18 protein-coding genes and 1 tRNA gene are annotated in these 24,140 nt (G+C 42.3%); 8 read left to right on the top strand and 11 right to left on the bottom strand.

The window, feature by feature from the left end:
- Window positions 1–277 precede the first annotated feature (277 nt).
- Window positions 278–763, top strand: a complete 486-nt coding sequence (locus Q4492_RS13290; RefSeq protein ID WP_303418788.1) for a DUF2489 domain-containing protein — start codon at window positions 278–280, stop codon at window positions 761–763.
- Between the two features lie 2 nt (window positions 764–765).
- On the top strand, window positions 766–1,137 hold the full coding sequence (locus Q4492_RS13285) for a hypothetical protein (RefSeq protein ID WP_303418786.1): 372 nt from the start codon (window positions 766–768) through the stop codon (window positions 1,135–1,137).
- Here the strand turns inward: Q4492_RS13285 and Q4492_RS13280 are convergent.
- The 11 genes from Q4492_RS13280 to Q4492_RS13230 form a co-directional block, all read right to left on the bottom strand.
- The gene (locus tag Q4492_RS13280) at window positions 1,134–3,767 is read right to left on the bottom strand and encodes an ATP-binding protein (protein ID WP_303418783.1); all 2,634 of its coding nucleotides are present in this window, start codon (window positions 3,765–3,767) and stop codon (window positions 1,134–1,136) included. The two genes, Q4492_RS13285 and Q4492_RS13280, sit on opposite strands and share 4 nt — an antisense overlap.
- Window positions 3,764–4,717, bottom strand: a complete 954-nt coding sequence (locus tag Q4492_RS13275; protein ID WP_303418780.1) for an ABC transporter substrate-binding protein — start codon at window positions 4,715–4,717, stop codon at window positions 3,764–3,766. The genes Q4492_RS13280 and Q4492_RS13275 overlap by 4 nt, the downstream gene beginning before the upstream one ends.
- 30 nt (window positions 4,718–4,747) lie before the next feature.
- Window positions 4,748–6,811, bottom strand: a complete 2,064-nt coding sequence (locus Q4492_RS13270) for a TonB-dependent siderophore receptor (RefSeq protein ID WP_303418779.1) — start codon at window positions 6,809–6,811, stop codon at window positions 4,748–4,750.
- A gap of 467 nt (window positions 6,812–7,278) precedes the next feature.
- Window positions 7,279–8,028, bottom strand: coding sequence for an IclR family transcriptional regulator (locus Q4492_RS13265; protein WP_303418776.1), 750 nt, complete (start codon window positions 8,026–8,028; stop codon window positions 7,279–7,281).
- Window positions 8,029–8,054: 26 nt separating this feature from the next.
- A complete protein-coding gene (locus Q4492_RS13260) occupies window positions 8,055–8,807 on the bottom strand; it encodes a sulfite exporter TauE/SafE family protein (protein WP_303418774.1) in 753 nt (250 codons plus the stop codon).
- On the bottom strand, window positions 8,800–10,122 hold the full coding sequence (locus tag Q4492_RS13255; protein WP_303418771.1) for an amidase: 1,323 nt from the start codon (window positions 10,120–10,122) through the stop codon (window positions 8,800–8,802). Before Q4492_RS13255 ends, Q4492_RS13260 begins: the two co-directional genes overlap by 8 nt.
- A 6-nt stretch (window positions 10,123–10,128) precedes the next feature.
- Window positions 10,129–10,956: an ABC transporter ATP-binding protein gene (locus Q4492_RS13250; protein WP_303418768.1), complete on the bottom strand. Its 828-nt coding sequence runs from the start codon at window positions 10,954–10,956 to the stop codon at window positions 10,129–10,131.
- The gene (locus tag Q4492_RS13245; RefSeq protein WP_303418766.1) at window positions 10,953–11,720 is read right to left on the bottom strand and encodes an ABC transporter permease; all 768 of its coding nucleotides are present in this window, start codon (window positions 11,718–11,720) and stop codon (window positions 10,953–10,955) included. The genes Q4492_RS13250 and Q4492_RS13245 overlap by 4 nt, the downstream gene beginning before the upstream one ends.
- 78 nt (window positions 11,721–11,798) lie before the next feature.
- Entirely contained in the window at window positions 11,799–12,770 is a 972-nt protein-coding gene (locus Q4492_RS13240; protein WP_303418763.1) for an ABC transporter substrate-binding protein, read from the bottom strand.
- 634 nt (window positions 12,771–13,404) lie between these two features.
- Window positions 13,405–14,469: a hypothetical protein gene (locus Q4492_RS13235; protein WP_303418760.1), complete on the bottom strand. Its 1,065-nt coding sequence runs from the start codon at window positions 14,467–14,469 to the stop codon at window positions 13,405–13,407.
- Between the two features lie 1,224 nt (window positions 14,470–15,693).
- Window positions 15,694–15,780, bottom strand: a tRNA-Leu gene (locus tag Q4492_RS13230).
- Between the two features lie 137 nt (window positions 15,781–15,917).
- Here Q4492_RS13230 and queA point away from each other — a divergent pair.
- From queA to rnr, 6 genes are all read left to right on the top strand, one after another.
- Window positions 15,918–16,970: a tRNA preQ1(34) S-adenosylmethionine ribosyltransferase-isomerase QueA gene (gene queA / locus Q4492_RS13225; RefSeq protein ID WP_303418757.1), complete on the top strand. Its 1,053-nt coding sequence runs from the start codon at window positions 15,918–15,920 to the stop codon at window positions 16,968–16,970.
- Window positions 16,971–16,979: 9 nt separating this feature from the next.
- Entirely contained in the window at window positions 16,980–18,119 is a 1,140-nt protein-coding gene (gene tgt, locus Q4492_RS13220; RefSeq protein ID WP_303418756.1) for a tRNA guanosine(34) transglycosylase Tgt, read from the top strand.
- 52 nt (window positions 18,120–18,171) lie between these two features.
- On the top strand, window positions 18,172–18,504 hold the full coding sequence (gene yajC, locus Q4492_RS13215; protein WP_067866595.1) for a preprotein translocase subunit YajC: 333 nt from the start codon (window positions 18,172–18,174) through the stop codon (window positions 18,502–18,504).
- 68 nt (window positions 18,505–18,572) lie between these two features.
- Window positions 18,573–20,426 (top strand): protein translocase subunit SecD, encoded by a 1,854-nt coding sequence (gene secD, locus Q4492_RS13210; RefSeq protein ID WP_303418752.1) that lies wholly within the window; start codon window positions 18,573–18,575, stop codon window positions 20,424–20,426.
- Between the two features lie 10 nt (window positions 20,427–20,436).
- Window positions 20,437–21,357, top strand: coding sequence for a protein translocase subunit SecF (gene secF, locus Q4492_RS13205; protein ID WP_303418749.1), 921 nt, complete (start codon window positions 20,437–20,439; stop codon window positions 21,355–21,357).
- Window positions 21,358–21,494: 137 nt separating this feature from the next.
- Complete coding sequence (gene rnr / locus Q4492_RS13200; RefSeq protein ID WP_303418747.1) at window positions 21,495–24,134, top strand: ribonuclease R; 2,640 nt, start codon at window positions 21,495–21,497, stop codon at window positions 24,132–24,134.
- Window positions 24,135–24,140 lie beyond the last annotated feature (6 nt).

Raw genomic sequence — 24,140 nt, 5'->3', positions numbered from 1 at the left:
AGAGTAGGTCATCGCCAAGCATTTATTTAGAGAAACCCCGGTTACTACGTAGCCGGGGTTTTTTGCGTCTGGGGCTTGGGGTTCAGGCCTTTGGACGTACCGCTACCTTTTAGCGGTTGCGTTATTGACGGCTAAGAGGAGTGTTATCTTGGTTTCTGTTATTCTTGTTGTACGCGAGTTTATTTATAATGTGACTAATAAATAATGGTGCTTAAGCATTCTGGTTTTTGTTTAAGTCTGGTCATTGTATTTGCCTATCCTAAGTGGTTTCTGTTTTATGTCTGAAGAATATATCTATCTTTTAATAATTTTATTATCAGTTATCTGCTTGTTTTTAATTGTGTTTATTAGACATAAATATCAGCAGATTAAGGCAGCTCAATCTGCGGTAAAAGAACAGGAGGAAAAGGTTGCCGAGCGATATGAGGAGCAGCGTGCTTATCTTATTGAGAGCATAAAGATACTTGCTAGGGCGTATGGGAATGATGAGCGGTTAACCTGCACAGAGGCATGTATGCGGCTATGTGCTCTGTTATCTTCATTATCACCTCCACTTTTAGAGAAACCTGAGTTAGTAGTGATTAGGGAGGTTCACCGTAAAACGGAACATATACCGATTAAAGACAAATGGAAAGCACTGTCAAAACAAGAGCGTTGGGGTTTTAGTAAAGAGATGGCTAAGGTGGAAGCGGAGCATGAGAGTGATCTCTTACTGGCTGTTGAGTATCTTGTTAATTATGACTTTAATTTAATCGTTAACTGATTGTGATAGAGTTTATTCTTGTTTTTTTTATTAGTCTGTTGGTCTTATTAGGTGTAGCACTGGCGCTTGCATTTGGTAAAGCGCCGACATACAGGCCCAGTCGGCAAGAAATTTTAAGCCTGCTTGTGGATGTAATGGAGAAAAGTGCTTCTACTGAGCGTTGGGAAATGTTTCTCTCTTTACCTATTAATCATGACCCTGAGCTAGAAAACGTAAGGAAAGAGTGTTTGTTGCTTGTTTTTAATAGAGAGGGTGAACTAACAGAAGGCATCAATGGAGCATTATTGAATAAAGCTACGATGGCTGAGCTTAGGGCTATCGCCGCCCGTTTGAACCGTATTGTAAAAGCTGAGCCTATATCTAAACTGTTTTAATGACTTGGCTCCTCATGTTTAATAATGCGCTTAATTTGCCATAAAGCTTTCCATATATCTCTATATTTATTCTTATGCAAAGCATCATGTAATCTATGGCCTGCTGCTTCCAATTCCGGTATTTCATATAGTCCTGCAAGGCCTAACAGTTGATGGCAGTGGCTCTTCATTAATTTCAAATTATTGCTTTGGAATCCAGACATTAGTCTTTCTATTTGTTTGTTTAGTTCCTCTGTTAGAAGCGCATTATCTATATTGTATTTTTCTAATTCTAAGGACTTTTCCGCAGGTGTTGTAGGCTGGGGTGGTAAGCTCTTAGAGGCAAGGAATTTTTCGATGGTGTGACAGAGTTCATGATCATTAATAGGTTTGAGTAATACATGGTTAACACCCGCATTCATTAATTTCTGGTGTTCGCTAGTAATGACGTTTGCTGTCAGCGCGACAATAGGGACGGTGTTATTGACTAAACGTATCTGTCTTGTTGCTTCTATGCCATCCATGACCGGCATATGTACATCCATTAATATGAGGTCAGGATTGTATTTTGTTGTTTGCTGAATAGCTTGCTCACCGGTTATGGCTTCAATTACATTGACCTTTGATTGCTCTAATATTTTACGTACAAGCAAACGGTTAAAGTCATTATCTTCAGCAACCAATATAGTGCACTCATCTTGGACGCATAGTTCTTGGTTTTTCTCTTGCTCTAGTAATTTATGTGGTTCAGGGAAGAGCGCATTCAGTAGTAGCTGGGTTCTCGGGGGCTTTCTAAGTTGTATCACTTTATGTGAGAGTGAAAGCGGGAGTGGATGACCACAGAGCAGTATTAACCTGCCATTAAAAGACTGTAGCAATGTTTGGATATTATCTAGACTCGCTTTTGAGACTTCTTTTGTATTTAGTCCCCAAATAATAGTGTCTTTATCCGATAGGTTGCGCAGTTTAAGAAGCTCTTCCTCACAAGTCACTTCTGTTATATCGGCATTTAATTGAGCGAGTTGTTGTTGAACTCCGCGTCTTACTAATGGCATTCTGTCGAAAAGTATAACTCTGCCTAGTTGATATGCGGGTGCATCTTGTTGATGAGGGCTGATCGTGAATGGGATAGTTAACCGGATGCTGGTACCTTTGCCCTCTTGGCTAGATAGCGTGATGTTACCTTTCATTAATTCCGTGAGTCGTTTTGAGATGACTAAGCCAAGACCAGACCCACCAAAACGTCTTGTAATAGATGTATCTGCCTGGCTAAAAGCTTGAAATAAACCATCAATACAATCGTTAGGTATGCCTACCCCGGTATCTTCAACTGTTATTTTAAGCTCTGTTTTAATGGTGTTGTTTTTGTTTTGCTCGACATGAATACATATATAGCCGCTGTCCGTGAATTTGACCGCGTTACTGACAAGGTTCGATATGATTTGTTTTAGTCTTACTGGATCGCCGATAAGGAGTTTGGGTGTTTCTGGAGCTATATCAATGACGAGTTCAAGCCCTTTTTCATGGGCTGCTGCTGTTTGCATCTCTAAGACGTCAAGTATGCACGCTTCGAAATCAAAGGCTATTTGCTCTAGCTCTACGGCATTGGATTCTAGTTTGGAGTAATCCAGTATATCGTCAATTATTGATAGTAATAAACTGGATGTTAAGTTGATAATTCGAGTGTATTCTTTTTGCTCTAGGCTCAATTCGGTTTGATCTAGTAGACGCGCAAAGCCTGATACGGAAGTGAGCGGGGTTCGTAGCTCGTGACTCATACGGGCTAAAAATTCATCTTTAGCAATGTTTGCGCTGTCTGCATTTTTGCGTGCTTTATCTAGAGCTTGGTTTTGTTTTTCAAGGTGCACTAAGGTGGAACGTAGTCTTTTTGTTGCTTTATCAACCCTACTTTCTAAGGTTTGATTGGATTCCTGTACTCTTTGTGCAAGCCTGTTTATACCTTGTGCTAGGGAGCGTAGCTCCCCTGTGCTGGATAAGCTTGCTCGTGTTTCAAGGTGGCCGTGTTGTAACATTTCTATAACATGGGTAAGGCCGAGAATTGGGTTGGTTATACGCTGCCCAAATCGAGAAGCTATAAATACAGTGACTAATAAACCGATAAACGCCAGAATAATTCCTTTAATTAAAATTTCTAGCTGCCTTGCTTGTGTCGGTTTTTCGGACAGAATAATCACAACCCAGCCGATAAATTCGGGTTCTTGCTCTTCAATAAGAAAATCGGGTGTGTCAATTATATCAACCCCTGTCGCCACAACAGGGTGTAGGAAGTAGACTTGATTGTCTTTACGTAAGGGGTAACCGGCATTTTTATTTAACTGTGCGCCTTGTTTATTGCCTCTAACTAATGTTTCAAATGTAGGGGTAAGAAACACTATATCATCAACTTCATTGGTTTTAGTCGCAGATCTAATTAAGCCCTGTAATATTTCAGTGTTACCAACTAATAACCCAAATTCTGCAGATGTTGCCATCATCTGAGCCATTGTTTGGCCTTTATCAATCAAAGCACTTTGTGCGTCATCTAAGCGGGTATTGATGAAGTACCCCCCTAGTAAAAGGGTGATCATAGTTAACGGCAGAAGTGTGATAATTAAAACACGCTGCCTTATACCGAATGAATACCTTCTCATTTCTCAAGCTCTATCAATTGCTTGGTGAGTTCTTCTTCTGATGGGATCGTTAAGTGCAATGATTTCGCTGCTGTTGGATTGGTGGATACATGGAAATAGTGAGGATATGCGGGCTTTGGCAAGATACTTTTGTTGGCATTGTTATTAACTAACTCAGCGGTTTGTTTGCCTAAGTCTGCAGGTGATGAATACACAGCGGCTAAGGCCCCAGCTTCGACATATTTTTTGGAAAAGCCAATTAGAGGTACGTGTTGCTTAAAAGATATATATAAAATCCATTTCGCGGTTGTTCTATTAAAAACTGATTTATCAGGGAGCGATAAAAAGATATCAGCGCTTTTTATTAGTGGTTGTAATTTGTGTATGGGGTTATCTGTTTCTTGCAACGTTTCATATTTTAGTTCTAGCTGGTGCAAGTTGGTGGCTGCTTTTAGTAGGTCCAAGTCATTAGCTGAGTGAGGACCTAAAGCGGTTGCAATAGATTTAGCATCAGGGGTAATCAGTTTGGCTAAGGCTAATTGTCGAGAGTAGGGTTGGTCTAAGTATACGGCTGTAACCGTCCCCTTTTTTATCCGTGGGTGGTTTTTGTATTTGAGTAGTAGTGAATTGTAGGTTTGTCTTGGGATAAAGCTAATAATGAGATTCTTGTTGTCAGGAACCAGCTGAAATAGCTTATCACCGGCGTTTGCGCCTAATGCGATTACTTGTTGATAATTTTTATGGTCATAATTATTCAGTGAGAGCTCGCGTGCTGTAATCACTTTAGATGGGCTTTTTAGTTCAGATACTAGAGTATCAGCCACATCTTGATAGCTGGGAAGTTGCCGGCTTAGAACGATTAAATTATCGGCATTTGAGCAAGGGATAAAAAAAACACAAGACAAAACAAAGCCTATCAGTGGCGTGAACCATTGATGAAAGATGGGCTTTTGAGTATATCTATGGTTCATCTACAGTCCGTTGTAGTAAATAAAAAGTTATTAAAAGTCTAATTGAAGCTGGATATAGGCTCTGCGGTCAAAAATATTATATTCGTAAAAATCCTCATAAGGATCATCGAAAAGGTTTTGAACAATGAGACGTGTGTTTAACACGGCGTTTTTTAATCTAAATGAATCACTAAGTATTAAATCAGTTCGGCGATATTGCTCTCTGTGACTACCTTCAAGCCAATTTACTTTAGACATGTAGTATTGGGCCGCACTAATGGATAAGGTGTTAGTCGCTTTCCACTCCGTAAGTAGGGCTGCGGTATGCATCGGGGTTCTATCATCTAAAGAGTCTATATCTCTGCCGTAACCGCGGTCACGTTCTCCTTTTGTATTAATATAGCTATAGTTTGTTAGCACTGAGAAGTTGGGGTGAGGCTGGAGTTTGAATTGAAACTCTGCACCTATGTTTTTCCACTTTGCTGAGTTAGTTAACATTCGATAGCCATCATCAACGTCATCCACTCCTAATGCATTTATATAGTAGCTGTTAAATGCGTTATCGATCTTTTCAGTGAATACACGTATGTCTAAGAAGCTGCCGGTTTCTTTCCATTGATGGAAGTAGCCTAGTTCATAGGAAGTTAATTCTTCTGGCTCTAAATCAGGGTTGGGAATAGCAACTAGATCATAATACCCCCCACTATTATTAAGTAAGGCCGACAGGCCATTTTTTTCCAGTAAGGAGGGGGTTCTATAGGCTTTGGTGGCAGAGACACGTATGGTCGAACTGGGTGTTAGAGAATAATTTGCGGCAAGTCTGGGTGAAAAATGCGCAGCCGCAATGCTTGTTGATTCAAACATGCCTCCAGCGTTAAAGGCGAGTTGTTGAAGTGGTTTCCATTGTACATTGCCAAACAGACGCCATTTATCTTCGGTAACCGTTCCTTGATTCACGAGGAGTGTGTCACTTTTTGCTGATTCGTTTCTGTAGCCTAAGCCCCAAATAGTGGAAATATTAGAATTTGGATTGTAACGGTGCTCGAGCTCTAAGTCATAAAGGTGCATCGTGCCATGTTCTGAGCCTAGAGGTTGTATAGACGCCAATCCAAGCCCATCCGCAATTGCATCTGCAAAAGGGTATAAGTTGGTAGGGATTTGTTGGTAAAAGATTAAGGCATCACCTGAAGAAGTGAACTCTTCATTTAGGTCTAAATAGTTATGAGTGAAGCTGAGTCCTAGCTCATTTTCAGCGTCTAGAATATGATTCCAGCGTATATGTTGGAAGTTAGACTCATGTTCACGTGGTGAAAAGTTATTATCTATATTGTCGGCTTGGCCTAAATAAATAAACCCGCTACTAACACCCATATTGAAATCTATAGTATCTGCAAAAGAGGGGGTGTATGTGCCTGATAAATTAACGACACGATTGAGGAAACCATCGTCATAAATATTGTAGCCATCGTTTTCTTCAAAATGAGTCGATAGCCTATATGCGATGGAATCAGAGGTTTCACTGTGCGAAAAACCGTATTGTTGACTGTTTAGTGCACCTTGGGTTGTGCTTAGCTTGTTGTTTTGATCTGATATTGGGCTCTTAGTTACTATATTAATCGCACCTAAAAAAGCATTAGAGCCATAAGCTGGGGCATTAGAGCCACGAACGACTTCAATATAATCTATATCTTGCACGGTTATACCGATGGTTTCCCAAGCAACAGTAGATAGCAGTGGTAGATAGACAGAATGCCCATTGATCATCACTTCCATTCGGCCTGGATGGTCATCAGACATGCCGTGATAGGTTGCAGCAGAGCGGTTAGCGGTTACATTGTAACTTTGCATACCTGGTACCATGCGCAGCACATCAGTAATCTTCAGTGCACCCATCGCACGTATATCTTTTTGCGACAATATAGTAATGGAGGCGGGAGCTTCAGTTAGTTTTTGAGTTTGTCTTGTTGCAGAAAAAACTTGCGGGATATCAATGAAGATATCCTCTTCTGTAAATTCAGGAAGTGGAGTGTTTTCTTTGGCCTCAGCTCCAGCTACTAAAATGAAAACAGGTAGTATAATGCTGAGTAGGTTTTTTACTGTCCACGTTTGAGTCATTGTTATTTTCTTTTGTCCCATAGAAGCCGTTATCAGGCACTCGATGTTTCATGGTGCCTAAATGCCTGTTTTGTTTTTATATTTTTCGGCCGACATAAATAATAATTATACCCATGATGATCGCTTCAAAGATAAAACCGTTGTTTTCTAGTATCCAAGCCATATATCTAATGTCTTTGCGAAGCCTGTAGTCAGGACATATTACCGTATAATCTATCTGAGAGTAACTTCTTGAAAGTATAAGGTAGATAGGGGGTGTTTTCACTGTATTGAGTGTTATTGATGCGTTGGGAATCTAGAACTCTCTGTTTTGAACATTCCCCGTCAATGACGACTAGATAGCAATCTATATCGTCGTTAAATCGATATAAGGTTAGCGCACATTAGGCAATAATGAGCCTTTGTTTGCCTGTAAAGTATACAGACGTTGCTGTTTAGCTCACAGGTAATGCAAAGGCAAAAGAAGGCTAATCTAAGGATAATAAAGTTTGCAGCTTATCAGCAGTTGATCTCATATTGTCGATGTTTTTACGCATGGCGGCGAGACTCGTACGGGCATCAGGTGCATGTACTGCTAAACCGGCAATAACATTGTTACGTTGATCGAAAATTGGCACCGCTAATGCTACTAATCCGACAATATCTTCACCAATGTTCTCTGCATATCCCTGCTTTTTTATCTTATGACATTCGGCAAGTAGTAATTCGGGGTCGGTAATAGTTTTGGGTGTATAGGCCTCTAATGTCATATTCTGTAGAGTTGCGTTGAGTATCGATTCAGGAAGGTAAGCCAAGAGTAATTTACCAATAGCTGTGCAGTGAGACTTGACGCGACTCCCGGGATTGAGCTGTACCCGCAGAGGCCAGTCACATTCGACACGATCAATATAAATCACTTCATTTTGTTCGAGAATGCCAATGTTAACGGTTTCTTGGAAAGTGTCGCCCAGTTCTTTGAGCACCGCATGGGTTGAAAGTGATTGATTTAACGATACGATGGTCGAGATACCTAGTTGTCGCATACGGTGGCCTAAACGAAACTTTTCGGGGTGAACATCTCGCTCTAATAAACCTAAACCTTCTAGTTGTTTGATAATACGGTGAACAGATTGTTTTGGCAGGTTTACATCGCTCACGACGTCAGCTAAACGAAGGGGTTTTCTATGTTGCCCAAAACACTCTAATACAGTAAACGCACGGTCAATAGCAGAGCTCAAGTGAATACCCTCTTTATAGACATAACTTATAACAGATGAATAATAAATTGAATTAGCTGACCTGTTGCCAGTAACCCAGATATTAACATTAAAACTAAAGTGCAAAAACGGAATTGTGTTGCATTTAAACGGTTGAATAATTTCTGCCCAATATACATTCCACTAAACATGGCAATACAAAGCACGGCTAATGTTTTGATATTAAGCAAGAGTGCGGGCACTTGAGTTAACATGGGAATGAGGGCCAAGGTGCCAGCAAAAAGAAAAAACACAGACATAATTTGTCTTTTTTGACGTTTTTCTAAGGTTGTATCGGCATGGAGTACCGCTAATATAGGGGGGCCAGAAACGCCTGCTAAGCCATGCATAAAGCCGGAAATAAAACCAACGGTTACCCATTGTTTAACTGATAAAGTGGCATTAAAGGACACGCCTTTTGCGATTAAAAATAAAGCGCAAAAGATACACAGTGTCACTATAAGCTGAACCGCAATCGGGGGCGTGATGATTAAAAAAGCGACCCCTGGTAATAAACCAGTTAATGAAAAGAGTAAAAGCTTCATAGCATAATCCCACTCTTTCTTCGTCAGGTTAGAAAATGCAATGGGTATAGCGCTAGCTGTTTGAAACAACATAGTTATAGCAACTGCGCTAACGGGTTCTAAAAAAAACGACAAAATAGGTATTGCAATCAGTGCGAATCCAAATCCCGTTGCCGTTCTGACGACTGAGGCAAGAAAGATAGTCGCGGCTAATAGAATGACCAGACTGTCAAACATGTTGATCTTTCGTTTCTGCTTGCGTCGCAGTAATACACGGAAGGAGCTGTGCAGCGGCGGCTAACAATTGCTGGTCTTGGCCTCTTTTGGCAATGAGCTGTACGTTTGTTGGGAAGCCTTGCTCAAAACCAATAGGTAAGTTAATTGCAGGCATACCGAGTAGCGTCCAAAGCCGTTGGGTATCACGGGAACCTGTACCATCGCCTAACTTGGGAGGTAGGCCGGTTACCGACGGGAACACAATAATGTCATGATCGTTTAGCCACGTATCAACTAGCGTTTCCATCTGTGTCCGTGCCTTTAAACTTTGTTGATAGGCTTGTTTTGTAATGCCTTTTCCTTTTGTTAAAAAGCTTTGCAGGTATTCGCTAGTATCCTTGTTATTGAGCAGCGTATCTCCCCAATGCTGATACATTTCGTAGCATAAAATAGAGTGGGTCACTTGTTCCTCTTGTGAAGTAATGGATTGGTCAAGGGAGACTTCGCAGTACTCTATAGCTTGGCTTTTTAGTTGTTTTTTGATGTGTGTTATACGTGCTTGCCAGGCATATTCATCGTCCATAGCAAACCAAGGTTTTAAAAGTAGCACTTTAAAGGGCAGTGCTTTTTTGTCGGTGAATGTGTTGGGGTAAAGCTGATTCAGAGTGGTAGTTAAACGATCTAGTGAGTCGGCAAAATAACCGAGATGATCAAGGGTCGTACTAAGGTTGAGAACGCCAGTTAATGAACCAATACTCTTGCTGGGCTTAAAACCAACGGCACCACAGTAAGCCGCTGGGCGGATAATAGAACCAATGGTTTGCGTACCTAAAGCGAAGGGGACTAGTCCCGCGCCTACGGCTGCTGCTGAGCCACTGGATGAGCCGCCGGGTGTATGGCCACTGTGCCATGGGTTAACGGTACTGGTTTCTTTGGCGATGGCCATTTCAGTTGAACGGGTAATACCAACTAATTGTGCACCGAGTTGCTGTAGTTGTTGCACAATGTCAGCATCGTGCATGGGGACGCGTCCGGTAAATGCCTGACAACCTAAGTTACACACATAGCCTTGCGCGTCGATAACTTCTTTTACCGCAAAGCACATACCTTTTAAGGGTAATGTGGAGAGCGCATTATGAGTGGGTGCTTCACTTAATGCGACAGGTTGGGTTTCGATGGTTGAAAATGCATCGATAGAAGATGACTGGATTCGGTTAATAGCCGCTTGAGTGTACTGTTTAATACCTATTTCTGAATCATTGTTTACTTCTAATGGTTGGCAAGTCGCAGATGACGCATCATTCGGATTAAATAAATGATTATTAGTATGTGACATAGTGAATTAATCCGCCGTAAGTGATTTTGGTTTAGCACCGTAATTTTTAGCTATTTCGTCGGTGAGTTGACTTAAAATTTGAGCTTCTAACTCTCTAAACTCTAATGACTTTTTATCTCGCGGATACGGCAGCTTAATCTCAATATCTAATTTTATTTTTCCCGGACGGTTAGTGATAACTACAATACGGTTAGCTAGAACTAAGGCTTCTTGGACTGAGTGGGTAATTAAGACGACGGTTTTTTCGTATTCTTTCCATATAGCTAATAGCTCGTCTTGCAGCATGCTTCGTGTTAATGCATCTAGCGCGCCAAAGGGCTCATCCATTAAAATAATAGAGGGGTTAGTGCAAAATACGCGAGCTAAAGCGACGCGCTGCTTCATGCCGCCCGATAACGCCATAATGCTGGCATTGGCAAATTCCTGTAGACCGACTAATTCTAAAAAAGAGTGAACAATTTTTTTGCGCTCTTCGGCAGGAACTTGCATTTGTTTTAAGCCGAACTCAACATTTTCACTCACGCTCAACCAAGGGAAAAGCGCATATTGCTGGAAGACCATGCCGCGATCGATACTGGGTTGGGTGATTTTCTCGCCGTCAACCCAAACACTGCCAGCGGTTGCGCTTTCAAAGCCTGCAATAATATTGAGTAGGGTGCTTTTACCGCAGCCTGATGGGCCGATAACCGCAACAAACTCGCCTGCTTTAATATCTAAGTTAACGGGTTTTAGTGCCTCTATACCTTCACCTTCGGCGTTATAAAACATTTTGCTAACATTCTGAATTAAAATGCCTTTACTGCTGCTTTTTTGTGCGATTTGATTGTTACTCATGACTGCCCCCAGTTTACTTTTTTACCAATGAGTCGAAAGATTGAATCGATAAGTACACCTAAGACACCAATCACGACCATGCCTGCAAGGACTAAATCTGAGCGCAAAATTTCCATACCATCCGAAATCAAAAAGCCTAAGCCGTTTTGTGCGGCAACCAGTTCAGCGGCAATAATAGCGGCCCAACCTGTGCCAAATGCGATACGCATACCTACTAAAATGGTTGGCATCGCTGCGGGTAAAATAACCTTGATAAATAACTTAAACGAACTATCGCAGCCTAATATTTTCCCTGCTCGGATCATGACCGGGTCGACTGCTTTTACGCCTGATACGGTGTTCAGTAACATAGGGAAAAAGGTCGCAACAAAAATGATAAATATTTTTCCTGATTCGCCAATACCAAACCATAAAATGGCTAATGGGATCCAAGCTAACGGAGATATAGGTCGAAAGAGCTCGACGACTGGGTCAAATACTTTTTCAAAGCGTGCGTTGGTACCTTGTATAAGGCCAAGAGGAATAGCGATGAGTGCAGCTAAACACCAAGCGGATACCACACGCGATAAACTAGCGCTGATATGAATAAACAGTTCACCCGACTGAATCAGCTCCCATAAGGTATTAGCTGTTTTAAAAGGGCTGGGTAAAATCGCCGGGCTAGGTTGTAGCAGGAAAACGACTATTTGCCATACAGTAATAATAGCTAAGCCCGCGATGAAGTAGGGTAAAGCACCCTGTAATGGTTTAATGCGTTTGAGCATGGATCTTCTCCGTAAATGAATGTGCTGGCGAGAGGTCTCTAGTTACACCGTGGCGTAACCGGAGACCTAGATTGGCCATTACTTCATCGCATTCTTTGCAAAGGTTTCATTGAATTTTGGAGTATCATTTGCTTCTAAAATACCGGCGTCTTGTAAGAACGTAGTAAATTTTTCAACGGTTGATGCATCAGGGCTGATGTCTGTGCTGTAAACTGATATCTGCTGATTAATAGAAAACGAGATGACGTCTTTCGGGAAACCAATCTCTTTTTGCCAGTAGTCTATAGCGGTTTCGGGCTCGCTTTTGATCAACTCAATGGCTTGGACTATAGAGCTCATCAAGTCTTGTACTAACTCGGGGTTATTGTCGATAAAGTCTGTGCGGCCGTAAAAACCATTACCAATGTAATGATCTGATTTTAAAGGTAATATTTCTTCTGCTTTAATTAGTACTTTAGCTTCACCTGAAGCCAGAGCTTTTGATACATGCAGATCCCAAGTGATACCTGCATCTACATCCTTTTGTGTCACCAGTTGACCGACATTAGACCCTTTGGTTTTGAATAGCTCTATATCGTTAATGTCTAAGCCAGCATCGCTGAGTGCCTTGATCAAAAGAGGGAACTGCTGTGAACCCTTACCAGGGTAAGCTACTTTTTTACCTTTTAGGTCGGCAACGCTAGTAATGGTAGAATCTGAAGGAACAAGGATGGCTGTTTGCTCAAGAATGGTAATTGCCAACAATTGTGCAGGCAATCTCGCTGAGGCAATAATCGCTGGCCCCATACCGGCAGAAGCTAAGTCAATTGCGCCAGTCGCAAGTGCTTGGTTTTCAGGCGCACCATACGAAAAGCTATGAAACACAAAATTCACGTCATACTTTTCTTCGATAGGTTGTAAGTAGCCTGCAGCTTTAGCGATATAAATTGGTTGGGTAGCGGGTTGAACGCCAATGTTTACGTCGGTAGTGGCTTGAGCAACTGTTGAAGCGAATAGACTAGCAGCAACAAGTAACCCTCGGTTGTGTCTGATCATGTTTAACAACTTCATGGTAACCTCATTTTTTGGGACGTAGTGTCACTTTTTATGAATGCACGCTTTAGGCCAGTTTATATAAAAATAAATTTACTCCTTTTTTATCATTGGCTTACGTCATTGCTGGTTGTTTTTTGATCCCTTGTTTTTCGGCGTTTCTGCTTGTTGATCGGGCGGTTGTGCTCAAAAGAGCACTTTAAAAGAGCGTAGGTGCACCCTATTCGAGCTTGGATCTCATGGGGAACCACAGAAAAGAGCAAGGTAGCTGAGTGGCAAGGGTGTGTAGTTTCAGTGGCTAGACGTATACGTTTTTGAAAAGAGGGGATTGCGAACAGGTTAAACCCTTCGCTTTAAATATCTGAAAAGCAAAATTTAGATACAAAAAAGCCTCGTCATAACGTGGCTTGTAAGCAATGCCGCCAGCGGCCGGACTCGAACCGGCACGTCCTTGCGGACAAGGAATTTTGAAAGCGACTAATTGTTTGATAATAGCTGTTTTTTAGTTATATATAGTGGCAGTTTGATTAGCCTCTGAATTGCAAAGTATCGGAGTTGATAGCATTTATTGTATGACGATACACTTCGATATGGCGAAGATTTAGCCCACTAAATGAGTGGCCATTGCTTCCGTATTTTCCGCTTGAAGTGGTCAGTATTTCTTTACCCAGCCGTATCTATCTGGGTCGACTCTGAGTAAGTGTGCTTTCATTTTACCTCTACTAGCTTTGTCTGCTCGCATGAAGATGCTTCTGAGGTCGCTATCAATTGCCTTGGTGTTGGCACCTCTTTCTTCTGCCTTTGTATACCATTCCTGACCCAGCATGAGATTTCCCGTTTCCATGTGTACAGCTCCAAGAAGAGTGCAAGGTCGATAATCTTTATTCACTAGTTGGTGGGCTTGTTCGCCTAAAGTAATGGCTTCCGCTTTCATCCCTATATCTCGTTTAACGCCGCCGAGGGTAGTTAATAATGCAGCCTTGAGCTTAGGCATTTTTTGCTCGTGGATATTTATTGTATCGAATAATTGATCTGCTGACTTTGCATCATTAGATTTTCTATAGTGACTGCTAGCATTTACCAGCATCCACAAGTCCTGAGTCTTCTTGTATTGATTTGTGTAGAACTTTGCTTCGAGACTATGGAATCTAGATCGCAGTTCATCTGTGTAGTATTCATCGCCGTCAGTCGTTAACCATACAATATCCTTCTCGGATAGGCGCTGACCGTTATCTGCTCGTTTGAGGATATTCATCAATATCGGGAAATCCTCTTGTTCGATAAACCAGTCAAGGCCATACTTCGCCCTCAGATTTTGATTCTTTACCTTCGCAATGTGCTTCGGGTCTTTCTCGCGAGCGATGCGTGTGGCTTTAGCCGCTTCCTGTGTTTTTTTAATTTTCTCTTTTCTTTCTATCTCTAGTTGGCGTTGTTTTTCTTCATCAGCCTGCCTCTGTAGCTCTGCTGCTTGCTTACGCTCAGTCTGCTCATTAGTGGCTTTTGCTCGGAATTCTTCATAGCTCAGTAGGCCAGAAGCTAACTGATGGAGAGAGTGAAGCTCCTGATTGTCCAGATAGTTTAATGCTGACTTTGTAATAGATTGCTTTTTGTACAGTTGGGTGATGATGGTGTTTAGCCTTGTGGCTGGTATAAGCGCACTGGGGATGTCAGATACGTAGAAGCGATTAGCAATATCCTGTTGTGTTTGAGTTGTCATCCTTGGTGCGTCCTATGCACTGATCACGTAGTAAATCGTGAAGAATTAATCAGGAAAAATAAAAAACCGATCTTACTTTATCGTAAAAGTAATTGTAAAACAGTCTGTTGATGCATGGTGGAACTTTCCTATAGGGGAGTAACACCTACGGCACCTACTTATTTTTACCTTAAGTTTCATGGCCTTCTACAATATCGCAGCAACGTTTATATAGGCCATTAATGATGTCATGCTTTGCTTGACTGAATCCAACTACGGCTTCGAGCATATTCTGATTATCCCTGACCCATTCCCACCAAAAACAACAGTCATCCAATTTGGTAGAAATTCAAGCTTTTGATCAGGCTGGATTTTATTGACGTTCTTTAAAGGCTCCATGGATTTGAGGATTACGGGCCTGTCCGGGTTAATAGATACAGGAATTTGCTTTGGGGCGAGAGGAATAGCAGTGGTATCAGCAGAAGATGATACGCCGAGCTCAGATTTCATGAGTGAATAGAGTTCTTGATAGTCTTGATCTACTAATAGGCCTTCTTTTTGAAATAGCCTTCTATTCGCATCCTGCAGCTATAACAATAATGTTGTAGACCAAACAAGTATTTCTTGAAGCAGCGAAGAAACTTGCGGAGCAGGGGAAAGGGAGTCAGATATTGATTCAACGGCATTTTGTGCGTTTAGGACTGCTGGATGTTCCGCTTCAAAAGTAGTCCAAGGGGGTACAAAATTTAACCTAGCCTGTGTGATTTAATTCTACTTTTCTAATCTCATTGGTAACTGTATTGATTAACTTCAATTTGCAGCTCCTTTGCTGTTCCGCGTAATCCTTTTAATTAGGAATCTAATATATTCAACTATCCAGCATGATAGCTTGGCTTATATCGATAGAATACTTTCCTAGAGGTATAACACACCTATCCAAGTAAATACCTATTCAAGATGCATTATAGCCTCGTTAAGACCAGAAAGAACAACAAGTAAGGTATGCTCGATTGATATATCTGATAATGACGCTTGTCAGCATAATCAACACTTAGTTAGTCGAAACGATTGAATTTAATAGGGGGGGGCATTTATGGTGGGCAGAATCCGCACAGGGAATTTTCCTGTTATGGACTGAGGGAGAGTTTTAGACACAAAAAAAGCGGTCATCTTTCGATTCCGCTTCTCTATCAGAGCCTTTATAATGCAAAGGTTATTTCTTGTTCCTCAAATATCTGAGGGGAATGGTACCAGCGGCCGGACTCGAACCGGCACGTCCTTGCGGACAAGGGATTTTGAATCCCTCATGTCTACCAATTTCATCACGCTGGCACTAAGGAGAGGCGTATTATAGAAATCTGAGCGCTTTCGTCAATCAATACCGACGAAAAACTGAAAAAAAGTCTTCTTTCCGTTACAATCCGCGCCCTCTGGTTACATTTTAAACTTTATTGTGAAGAATTCTCCGCATGCAGGTAAAAGATTTTTATTTTGAGCTTCCTGAAGAGCTTATTGCAAGCTTTCCGCTAAAGGAACGCAGCGCTAGCCGGTTATTATCTTTAAATGGTGATAGTGGCGAGCTGAAGCACGGTGAGTTTCGAGACGTGCTGCAATTTATACAACCTGGGGATCTGATGGTCTTTAATGATACTCGTGTTATCCCCGCGCGCTTATTTGGCCAGAAAGCTTCAGGTGGACGTGTTGAGGTGCTTGTTGAACGGGTTTTAGATAGTAAGCGTGCACTTACTCATATTCGATCTAGCCGTTCGCCTAAGCCCGGCTCTCATTTGATACTTGATGGTGGTATTGAAGCCGAGATGGTTGCTCGACATGAAAACCTGTTTGAACTTCGGTTTTTGGTTGATGGCAACATTATTGATCTGTTGGAAGAGCATGGACATATGCCTTTGCCTCCCTATATGAAACGGGAAGATCAACTATCAGATAGGGAGCGTTACCAAACGGTTTATAACCGGAAGCCCGGAGCGGTTGCTGCACCTACCGCCGGTTTGCATTTTGATGATCAGCTATTGGCTGATTTGGAGGCTAAAGGTGTTAAGCAGGCTTTCGTGACGTTGCACGTTGGTGCGGGAACTTTTCAGCCGGTCAAAGTAGATAACATTGATGAGCATGTTATGCACTCTGAATATATTGAAGTGAGTGCAGAGGTTTGTGAATTAGTGCGAGAAACAAGGGCCAATGGTGGGCGTGTTATCGCAGTGGGTACAACCAGTGTACGTAGTTTAGAAAGTGCTAGCCAAAAAGGTGAGATTGAACCTTTCTTTGGAGACAGTGATATTTTTATCTTTCCGGGGTACGAGTTCAAATCAGTTGATGCAATGATCACTAACTTCCATCTTTCTGAATCGACCTTATTGATGTTAGTGAGTGCTTTCTCTGGTTATGAACATATTAAAAAGGCTTACCAAGAGGCGGTTGAGCAGCGCTACCGTTTCTTTAGTTATGGGGACGCTATGTATTTAACACGACAATCAGATTCGCAATCAGAACTGCAAAGTTAAGAGGTAATGATGACTAGACAATGTTTTATGCAGTTTGAAAAGATTGCTGAAGATGGAAAAGCGCGACGCGCCCGTTTACAGTTTCCCCGCGGAACTATTGAAACTCCTGCATTTATGCCAGTGGGTACTTATGGCACGGTAAAAGGTATGGCACCGAGGGATATTGAGGCAACAGGTGCCCAGATCATTCTAGGTAATACTTTCCATCTTATGCTTCGTCCTGGAACCGAGATTATTAAACAGCATGGCGATCTGCATGACTTTATGCAGTGGAAAGGGCCAATTTTGACTGACTCTGGCGGTTTTCAGGTCTTTAGTTTAGGTAAAATGCGAAAAATTACTGAAGAAGGTGTTACTTTTCAGTCTCCTGTCAATGGCTCAAAAGTTTTTATGGGGCCGGAAGAATCCATGCAGGTACAGCGTGATTTGGGTTCCGATATCGTTATGATATTTGACGAGTGTACGCCTTATCCTGCTACTGAATTGGAAGCCGCAGAATCAATGCGTCTCTCTATGCGTTGGGCTAAACGTTCAAAAGATGCCCATGGTGATAGCCCTTCCGCGTTGTTTGGTATTGTGCAAGGCGGTATGTATCCTAATTTACGTGACGAGTCCCTGAAGGGATTGGAAGAGATCGATTTTGATGGTTACGCTATTGGTGGTCTTTCTGTAGGTGAACCTAAAGGCGAGATGGTTAAAGTACTTGATCATCTTGCGCATAAAATGCCGGCTAACAAGCCCCGTTATTTGATGGGGGTAGGCAAGCCTGAAGATATAGTTGAAGCAGTGCGTCGCGGTGTCGATATGTTTGATTGTGTGATGCCTACGCGTAATGCGCGTAATGGCTTTCTATTCACTGATACCGGCGTAGTTAAAATAAGAAACTCAGTTCACAAAACAGATACAGGCCCCTTAGATCCTACTTGTGATTGCTATACTTGCCAAAATTTTAGTCGAGCTTATCTGCACCATTTAGATAAGTGTAAAGAAATATTAGGTGCTCAACTCAATACTATCCACAACCTGCATTATTATCAGGTACTTATGGCTGGATTGCGTCAGGCCATTGAACAAGGTAAATTGAGCGACTTTGTGGATGAATTTTATAGCAAGCGAGGCCTTGAAACTCCTCAGCTTGACTCCATATAGATTTAATAGTTTATAACGATAATATTTATATTTTACTTTTTAGGAGTAACGAATGAGCTTCTTTATCTCTCCAGCTTTTGCTGAAGGTGCTGCCGGTGCCCCAATGGAATCTGGTATGTTCAATATTTTGTTTTTAGTGGGCTTTGGTCTTATTTTTTACTTCTTTATGTGGCGCCCACAGGCTAAGCGTGCAAAAGAGCATAAAGAGCTATTGAACGGCATTAGCAAAGGTGACGAAGTGATCACTGCAGGTGGCGTCTTGGGCAAAGTAGTTAATTTGAATGATGACTATGTTGTTCTTGAAGTATGTGAAGGCACGGAATTAACGTTCCAGAAATCACATGTATCAGCGGCTCTGCCAAAAGGCACTCTTAAGAGCATTTAAGCTAATTCACAGGCACCGCTACCTAAATAGGTCGCGGTGTTTCTGTTTCTAATTGGGAAAGGGCACCCATGCTCAATCGATACCCCCTCTGGAAAAATCTTCTTATTCTATTTGTTTTGGTTTTTGGCGGTTTATATGCAGCGCCTAACCTATACCCGGATGACTATGCAGTACAGTTGACCGGTAGTAGAGATGTTTTCCAAGTTGATCAGGTTTTATTAGATAAAGTTACAGCTTCGCTTGAAAGTGAAGGTGTTGCTTTTAAATCTTCAGAACTTAGCAAAAATGCTGGTTTGATTCGTTTTGCAACGGGTGATGATCAGTTAAAGGCTAAGGACATTATCAGCAAGACAGTTGGTGATGATTATATTGTCGCTTTGAATTTGGCACCTACAACCCCCGATTGGCTAACATCTATGGGCGCAGGCCCAATGAAGTTGGGCTTGGATCTTCGTGGCGGTGTGCACTTTTTACTTGAAGTCGATTTACCTAAAGCTGTCGCTCAAAAGCTTGAGAATTATGCGTCTGAGATTAAAGGCCGTTTGCGTGAAGAGAAGCTTCGTTATCGCAAGATGGATAGCTTAGATGATGGTGGATTAGCTGTTAAATTTACGTCTGCTGAGTATCGCGATAACTCAATCGATTTATTGCGCAAGGAATATCCTGAATTTGTTGTTTCAGGTGAAGACCGTGATGGTGATTTTTACACGGTCATTAATCTGACAGAACAAGCTGTACGTGATATTGAAACTTATGCGATTAAGCAGAACTTAACAACACTTCGTAATCGTGTGAATGAGCTGGGCGTAGCGGAACCATTAGTTCAGCGTCAAGGCCGAAACCGTATTGTTGTTCAGCTTCCAGGTATTCAAGATACCGCAGCGGCGAAACGAATTATTGGTAAAACAGCGACGTTGGAATTTCGTCTAGAGGCGAAAGGCGGGGCAAGTTCTGCGCGTACAGAAGTGTATGAGTTTAGAAGTGACCTTGGCCGTAAAGCAACACTTGAAAAAGATATCATCATTAAAGGTGATAATGTTGCTAATGCGCAGTCGTCATTTGATGAAAATGGTCAGCCTCAAGTTAATATTACGTTGGATTCTAAAGGTGGTGAGCTTATGGCTCGTACCACTAAAAATGCAGTTCAACGGCGTATGGCTGTTTTATTCGTTGAGGATAAAGAGCGTACGGTTTATAAAAGTATTGAGGGTGAGCAGGTTGCTGAAACTGTTCGCTATCAAGAGAAAGGGATTATCTCTTTAGCGACGATTCAATCTGTACTGGGTAATCAGTTCAGAATCACGGGGCTTGATGGCGCTGGTGAGTCTTCTGAATTGGCGTTACTACTTCGAGCGGGTGCGCTTGCTGCGCCTATCTACTTTGTAGAGGAGCGTACAGTCGGACCTAGTTTGGGTGCGCAGAATATTGAAATGGGTGTGATGTCGGTGCAGATCGGTTTAGCGCTTGTGCTTATCTTTATGCTTATCTACTACCGAGTGTTTGGTTTACTGGCTAATATCGCTTTGGCGTTTAACTTGGTCTTATTGATTGCCATTATGTCGATGTTATCGGCAACACTGACGCTACCAGGTATTGCAGGTATTGTGCTTACAGTCGGTATGGCGGTGGATGCCAACGTGTTGATTTTTGCACGTATCAAAGAGGAGCTCGCAAACGGTTTACCACCTCAATCTGCAATTAGTTCTGGGTTTGGTCGAGCGTTTACGACTATCTTGGATGCCAATATCACCACACTACTTGCTGCGGTTATCTTATTTGCGATGGGCACAGGGCCAGTTAAAGGTTTTGCGATCACTCTGTCTGTGGGTATTTTAACCTCTATGTTTACAGCCATTTTTGTTACCCGTGCTTTGGTTAACCTTACTTATGGCAATCGTCAGCTCACTAAGCTGTCTATTTGAGGGTCTGATGATGTCTACATATAAAATATATAACTTCATGGGGCTGCGTAAAGTAGCCGTGTTTTTCTCCATTGCCATGCTGGTTGTGTCTATTGGCGCTTTAGCCGTAAATGGTCTTAAGTTTGGCTTGGACTTTACCGGCGGTAGTTTGGTTGAAATTGGTTATGAGCAGCCAGCGGATCTGAACAAAATACGTGATCAGTTAAAAGTAGTTGGTTACAACGATGCGGTTGTACAAACCTTTGGTTCACCTACCGATATACTGATTCGTTTGGGGCAGGATCATGATCCTAAACTGGGCGATAAAGTACTTGCGGCACTGCAAGATGGCGAAACGCAAACGCTAACATTACGTCGTAATGAATTTGTTGGCGCTCAGGTAGGTGAAGAGCTGCGTGAACAAGGTGGTTTAGGCATGTTGCTTGCCTTGTTTATGATCATGGTTTATGTGGCTTTTCGTTTCCAGCTTAAGTTTTCTATCGGTGCTGTTGCTGCATTAGCGCATGACGTATTGATTGTTTTGGGTTTCTTTGCCCTGTTTAAACTTGATTTTGACTTAACCGTACTGGCTGCGATTCTAGCGGTTATCGGTTATTCGCTTAACGATACTATTGTTGTCTCTGACCGCATTCGTGAAAACTTCCGCAAGATGCGTAAGGAAAGTGCAGTTGAGATAATGAATGCATCGTTGAGTCAGACGCTTGGACGTACAGTGGTGACCTCATTGACCACCTTGCTGGTGCTTGTTGCATTGGCGGTGTTTGGTGGTGAGATGATACATGGGTTTGCTGTTGCCCTACTGGTTGGTGTATTTGTGGGTACTTATTCATCTATTTATGTCGCAGCCAATGTGCTGATGGCTATGAATGTATGTAAAGAGGATCTCATGCCGCCGGAGGAGAAAGAGCAGGAGATTGATGATCGTCCTTAATCCTTTCAAAAAGCCGGCAAAAACGCCGGCTTTTTTATTTCTTCTGCTATCTTATATCCATGTTTTTGGCTTTTTATAAGGCATGGTATGCTTTCACTGATTAAGGCCTTTTTGATTATATTTGCTTTGAGAACTCTATGAGTAACGATTGGACTAAGAATGACCCCCAGGCCGCATTAGAAGCGGAAAAATATAGTAACCCCGTACCTAGTCGGGATTTTATGTTGCAGTTTATGCAAGAGAGAGGTGCGCCCGTAGGTCACGCTCAGTTGTGTGATGAGATGGGGGTTAAGGACGAGGAAAGTCGTGACGCAGTATTCTTTCGTTTAAAGGCGATGTGTCGAGATGGACAGTTGATGACCAATCGGCGCAATGAATTTGCCTTGATGGATAAAATGTCTTTTATCAAAGGGCGCGTGATTGGTCATAGAGATGGCTTTGGCTTTGTGAAACCTGAAGATGGCAGTGATGATCTGAAGTTGAGTCCTCGACAGATGCGTCAAGTCTTCGATGGGGATCAGGTCCTAGTTCAAGAAACCAATGTGGACTTCAAAGGGCGGCGCGAAGGCAAAATTATTGAGGTTATAGCGCGTAATACTCGAAAATTAGTTGGACGTTTCAGTGGGCAAGAGGGATTTGGTTATCTGCGTCCAGAGAATCAGCGTATTACTCAAGAGATAATGATTGTACCTGATCCTGAAAATCCAGCTGTTTATAAAGATGGACAGTTGGTTGTGGCTGAGCTGATCAGTCAGCCGGGGAAAAGAGATCTCCCTAAAGCTCGTGTAGTGGAGGTGTTAGGTGATCATCTTGCTCCGGGTATGGAGATTACGGTTGCCATTCATAATTATGAGATCCCAAATGAGTGGACAGATCTTGTTCGCCAAGAAATTGGTGAGCTCTCTGCTGAAGTTGAAGAAAGTGCAAAATTAAATAGAGTTGATTTGCGTGACCTACCTTTAGTCACCATTGATGGTGAAGACGCTAAAGATTTTGATGATGCGGTTTATGCAGAGAAGAAAGCATCCGGTGGTTGGCGTTTATGGGTCGCAATCGCAGATGTTTCTTGGTATGTGAAGCCAGGGACAGAGTTAGATAAGGAAGCATTCCAGCGAGCAAATTCAACGTATTTTCCTGAATTTGTTGTGCCTATGTTACCTGAACTACTTTCCAACGGTCTATGCTCGCTTAATCCTGCGGTAGACCGTTTGGCTATGGTTTGTGAGATGACCATAAGTGAGAAAGGTGTTCTGTCGGGTTATAAATTTTATGAAGCGGTTATCTGTTCTCATGCGCGTTTGACCTACACGAAAGTTGGCAAAATGCTTATGGAACCCGATGATGGTGAATCTAAGCAGTTACGAGCAGAGTACGCCAATGTAGTACCACATCTTGAAGATCTCTATAGTCTTTATTTTGCTTTGCGTAGAGCGCGTGATATTCGAGGGGCGATTGATTTCGAGACCATTGAAACTCGAATGATCTTTGGTGAGAACCGTAAGATAGAGGAGATTATCCCTGTTCATCGTAATGATGCCCATAAGCTCATTGAAGAGTGTATGTTATGCGCAAATGTGGCTACGGCACGCTTCTTAAGTAAATTGGATATCCCGGCTATCTATCGTGTGCATGAAGGCCCTAAAGAGAAAAAACTAGAGAACCTTAGGGCATATTTAGGCGAGTTAGGGCTTAATTTGGCAGGCGGAGATAAGCCAGAGCCTAAACATTACCAAGAGCTAGCAGAATGGATTGAAGAGCGGCCAGATCGACATTTAATCCAAACAATGATGCTGCGCTCAATGAGGCAAGCTGTTTATAGTCCAGATAATCAAGGACACTTCGGTTTAGCTTATCCAGCTTACACACACTTTACCTCGCCTATTCGTCGTTATCCTGACCTGCTTGTACATCGTTTGATTCGATCGGCTATTCATTCAAATAAAGAAGATAGCTCTATTCGAAGACCTGAAGGTTTTACTCCTAACCCTGAATTTGTTTGTTCTTATAGCATGGAGCAATTATTGGAGTTAGGTGAACACTGCTCTATGACTGAGCGTCGTTCAGATGATGCGACACGTGATGTAGTGGCATGGTTGAAATGTGAGTACATGCAGGAGCATGTTGGTGATGAGTATGAAGGCGTTATCGCCGCCGTTACGGGTTTCGGTGTATTTGTAGAGTTAGATGATTTATTTGTTGAAGGGCTTGTGCATATTACTGCCCTTCCGGGTGATTATTATGTGTTTGACCAAGCTAAACAGCGTTTAGTGGGTGAGCGAACACGTAAAACCTTTAAGCTGGGGGACCGCTTGAGAGTGAAAGTAGTTCGTGTTGATCTTGATGAACGCAAGATCGATTTTGAGCTTGCTCAGCAGCAGAGAGAAAAGAAAAAGACAACGAGAGAGTTGTTGGCAGAAGGCAAAATTGGCGAACCTAATAGTAAAGCCAAACTACCAGGTAATCGGCAAGAATGGGGTAACCGTCCCATGAAAAGTGGTGATGATAAATCGCACCCTCGAAAAGGTTCACAACGTGAAGCGTTGGCAAAGTCGCGTAGACAAAGTGCCTCAACCTCGACCGATGAAAATAAGCCTAAGCGGCGTATCACTGCGAATAAAGGTAAGCCTTCAGCTAAGAATGCTTTATCGCCAGCAGAGCAAGAATTAATGGCGTTTAATGCTGGTGGCAAAGGGCAGAGTAAGAAAGCTAAAAAGAGAAAAGTGACTGCAAAGCCCAAGTTGAAAGGTAAGCAAAAAGGGCTCAAGGTTAAGAAGTAAAAAAAG

The sequence above is a fragment of the Neptuniibacter sp. 1_MG-2023 genome (assembly GCF_030547185.1).
Classification (GTDB): Bacteria; Pseudomonadota; Gammaproteobacteria; order Pseudomonadales; family Balneatricaceae; genus Neptuniibacter.
This window is presented reverse-complemented; position numbering and strand designations above follow the sequence as displayed.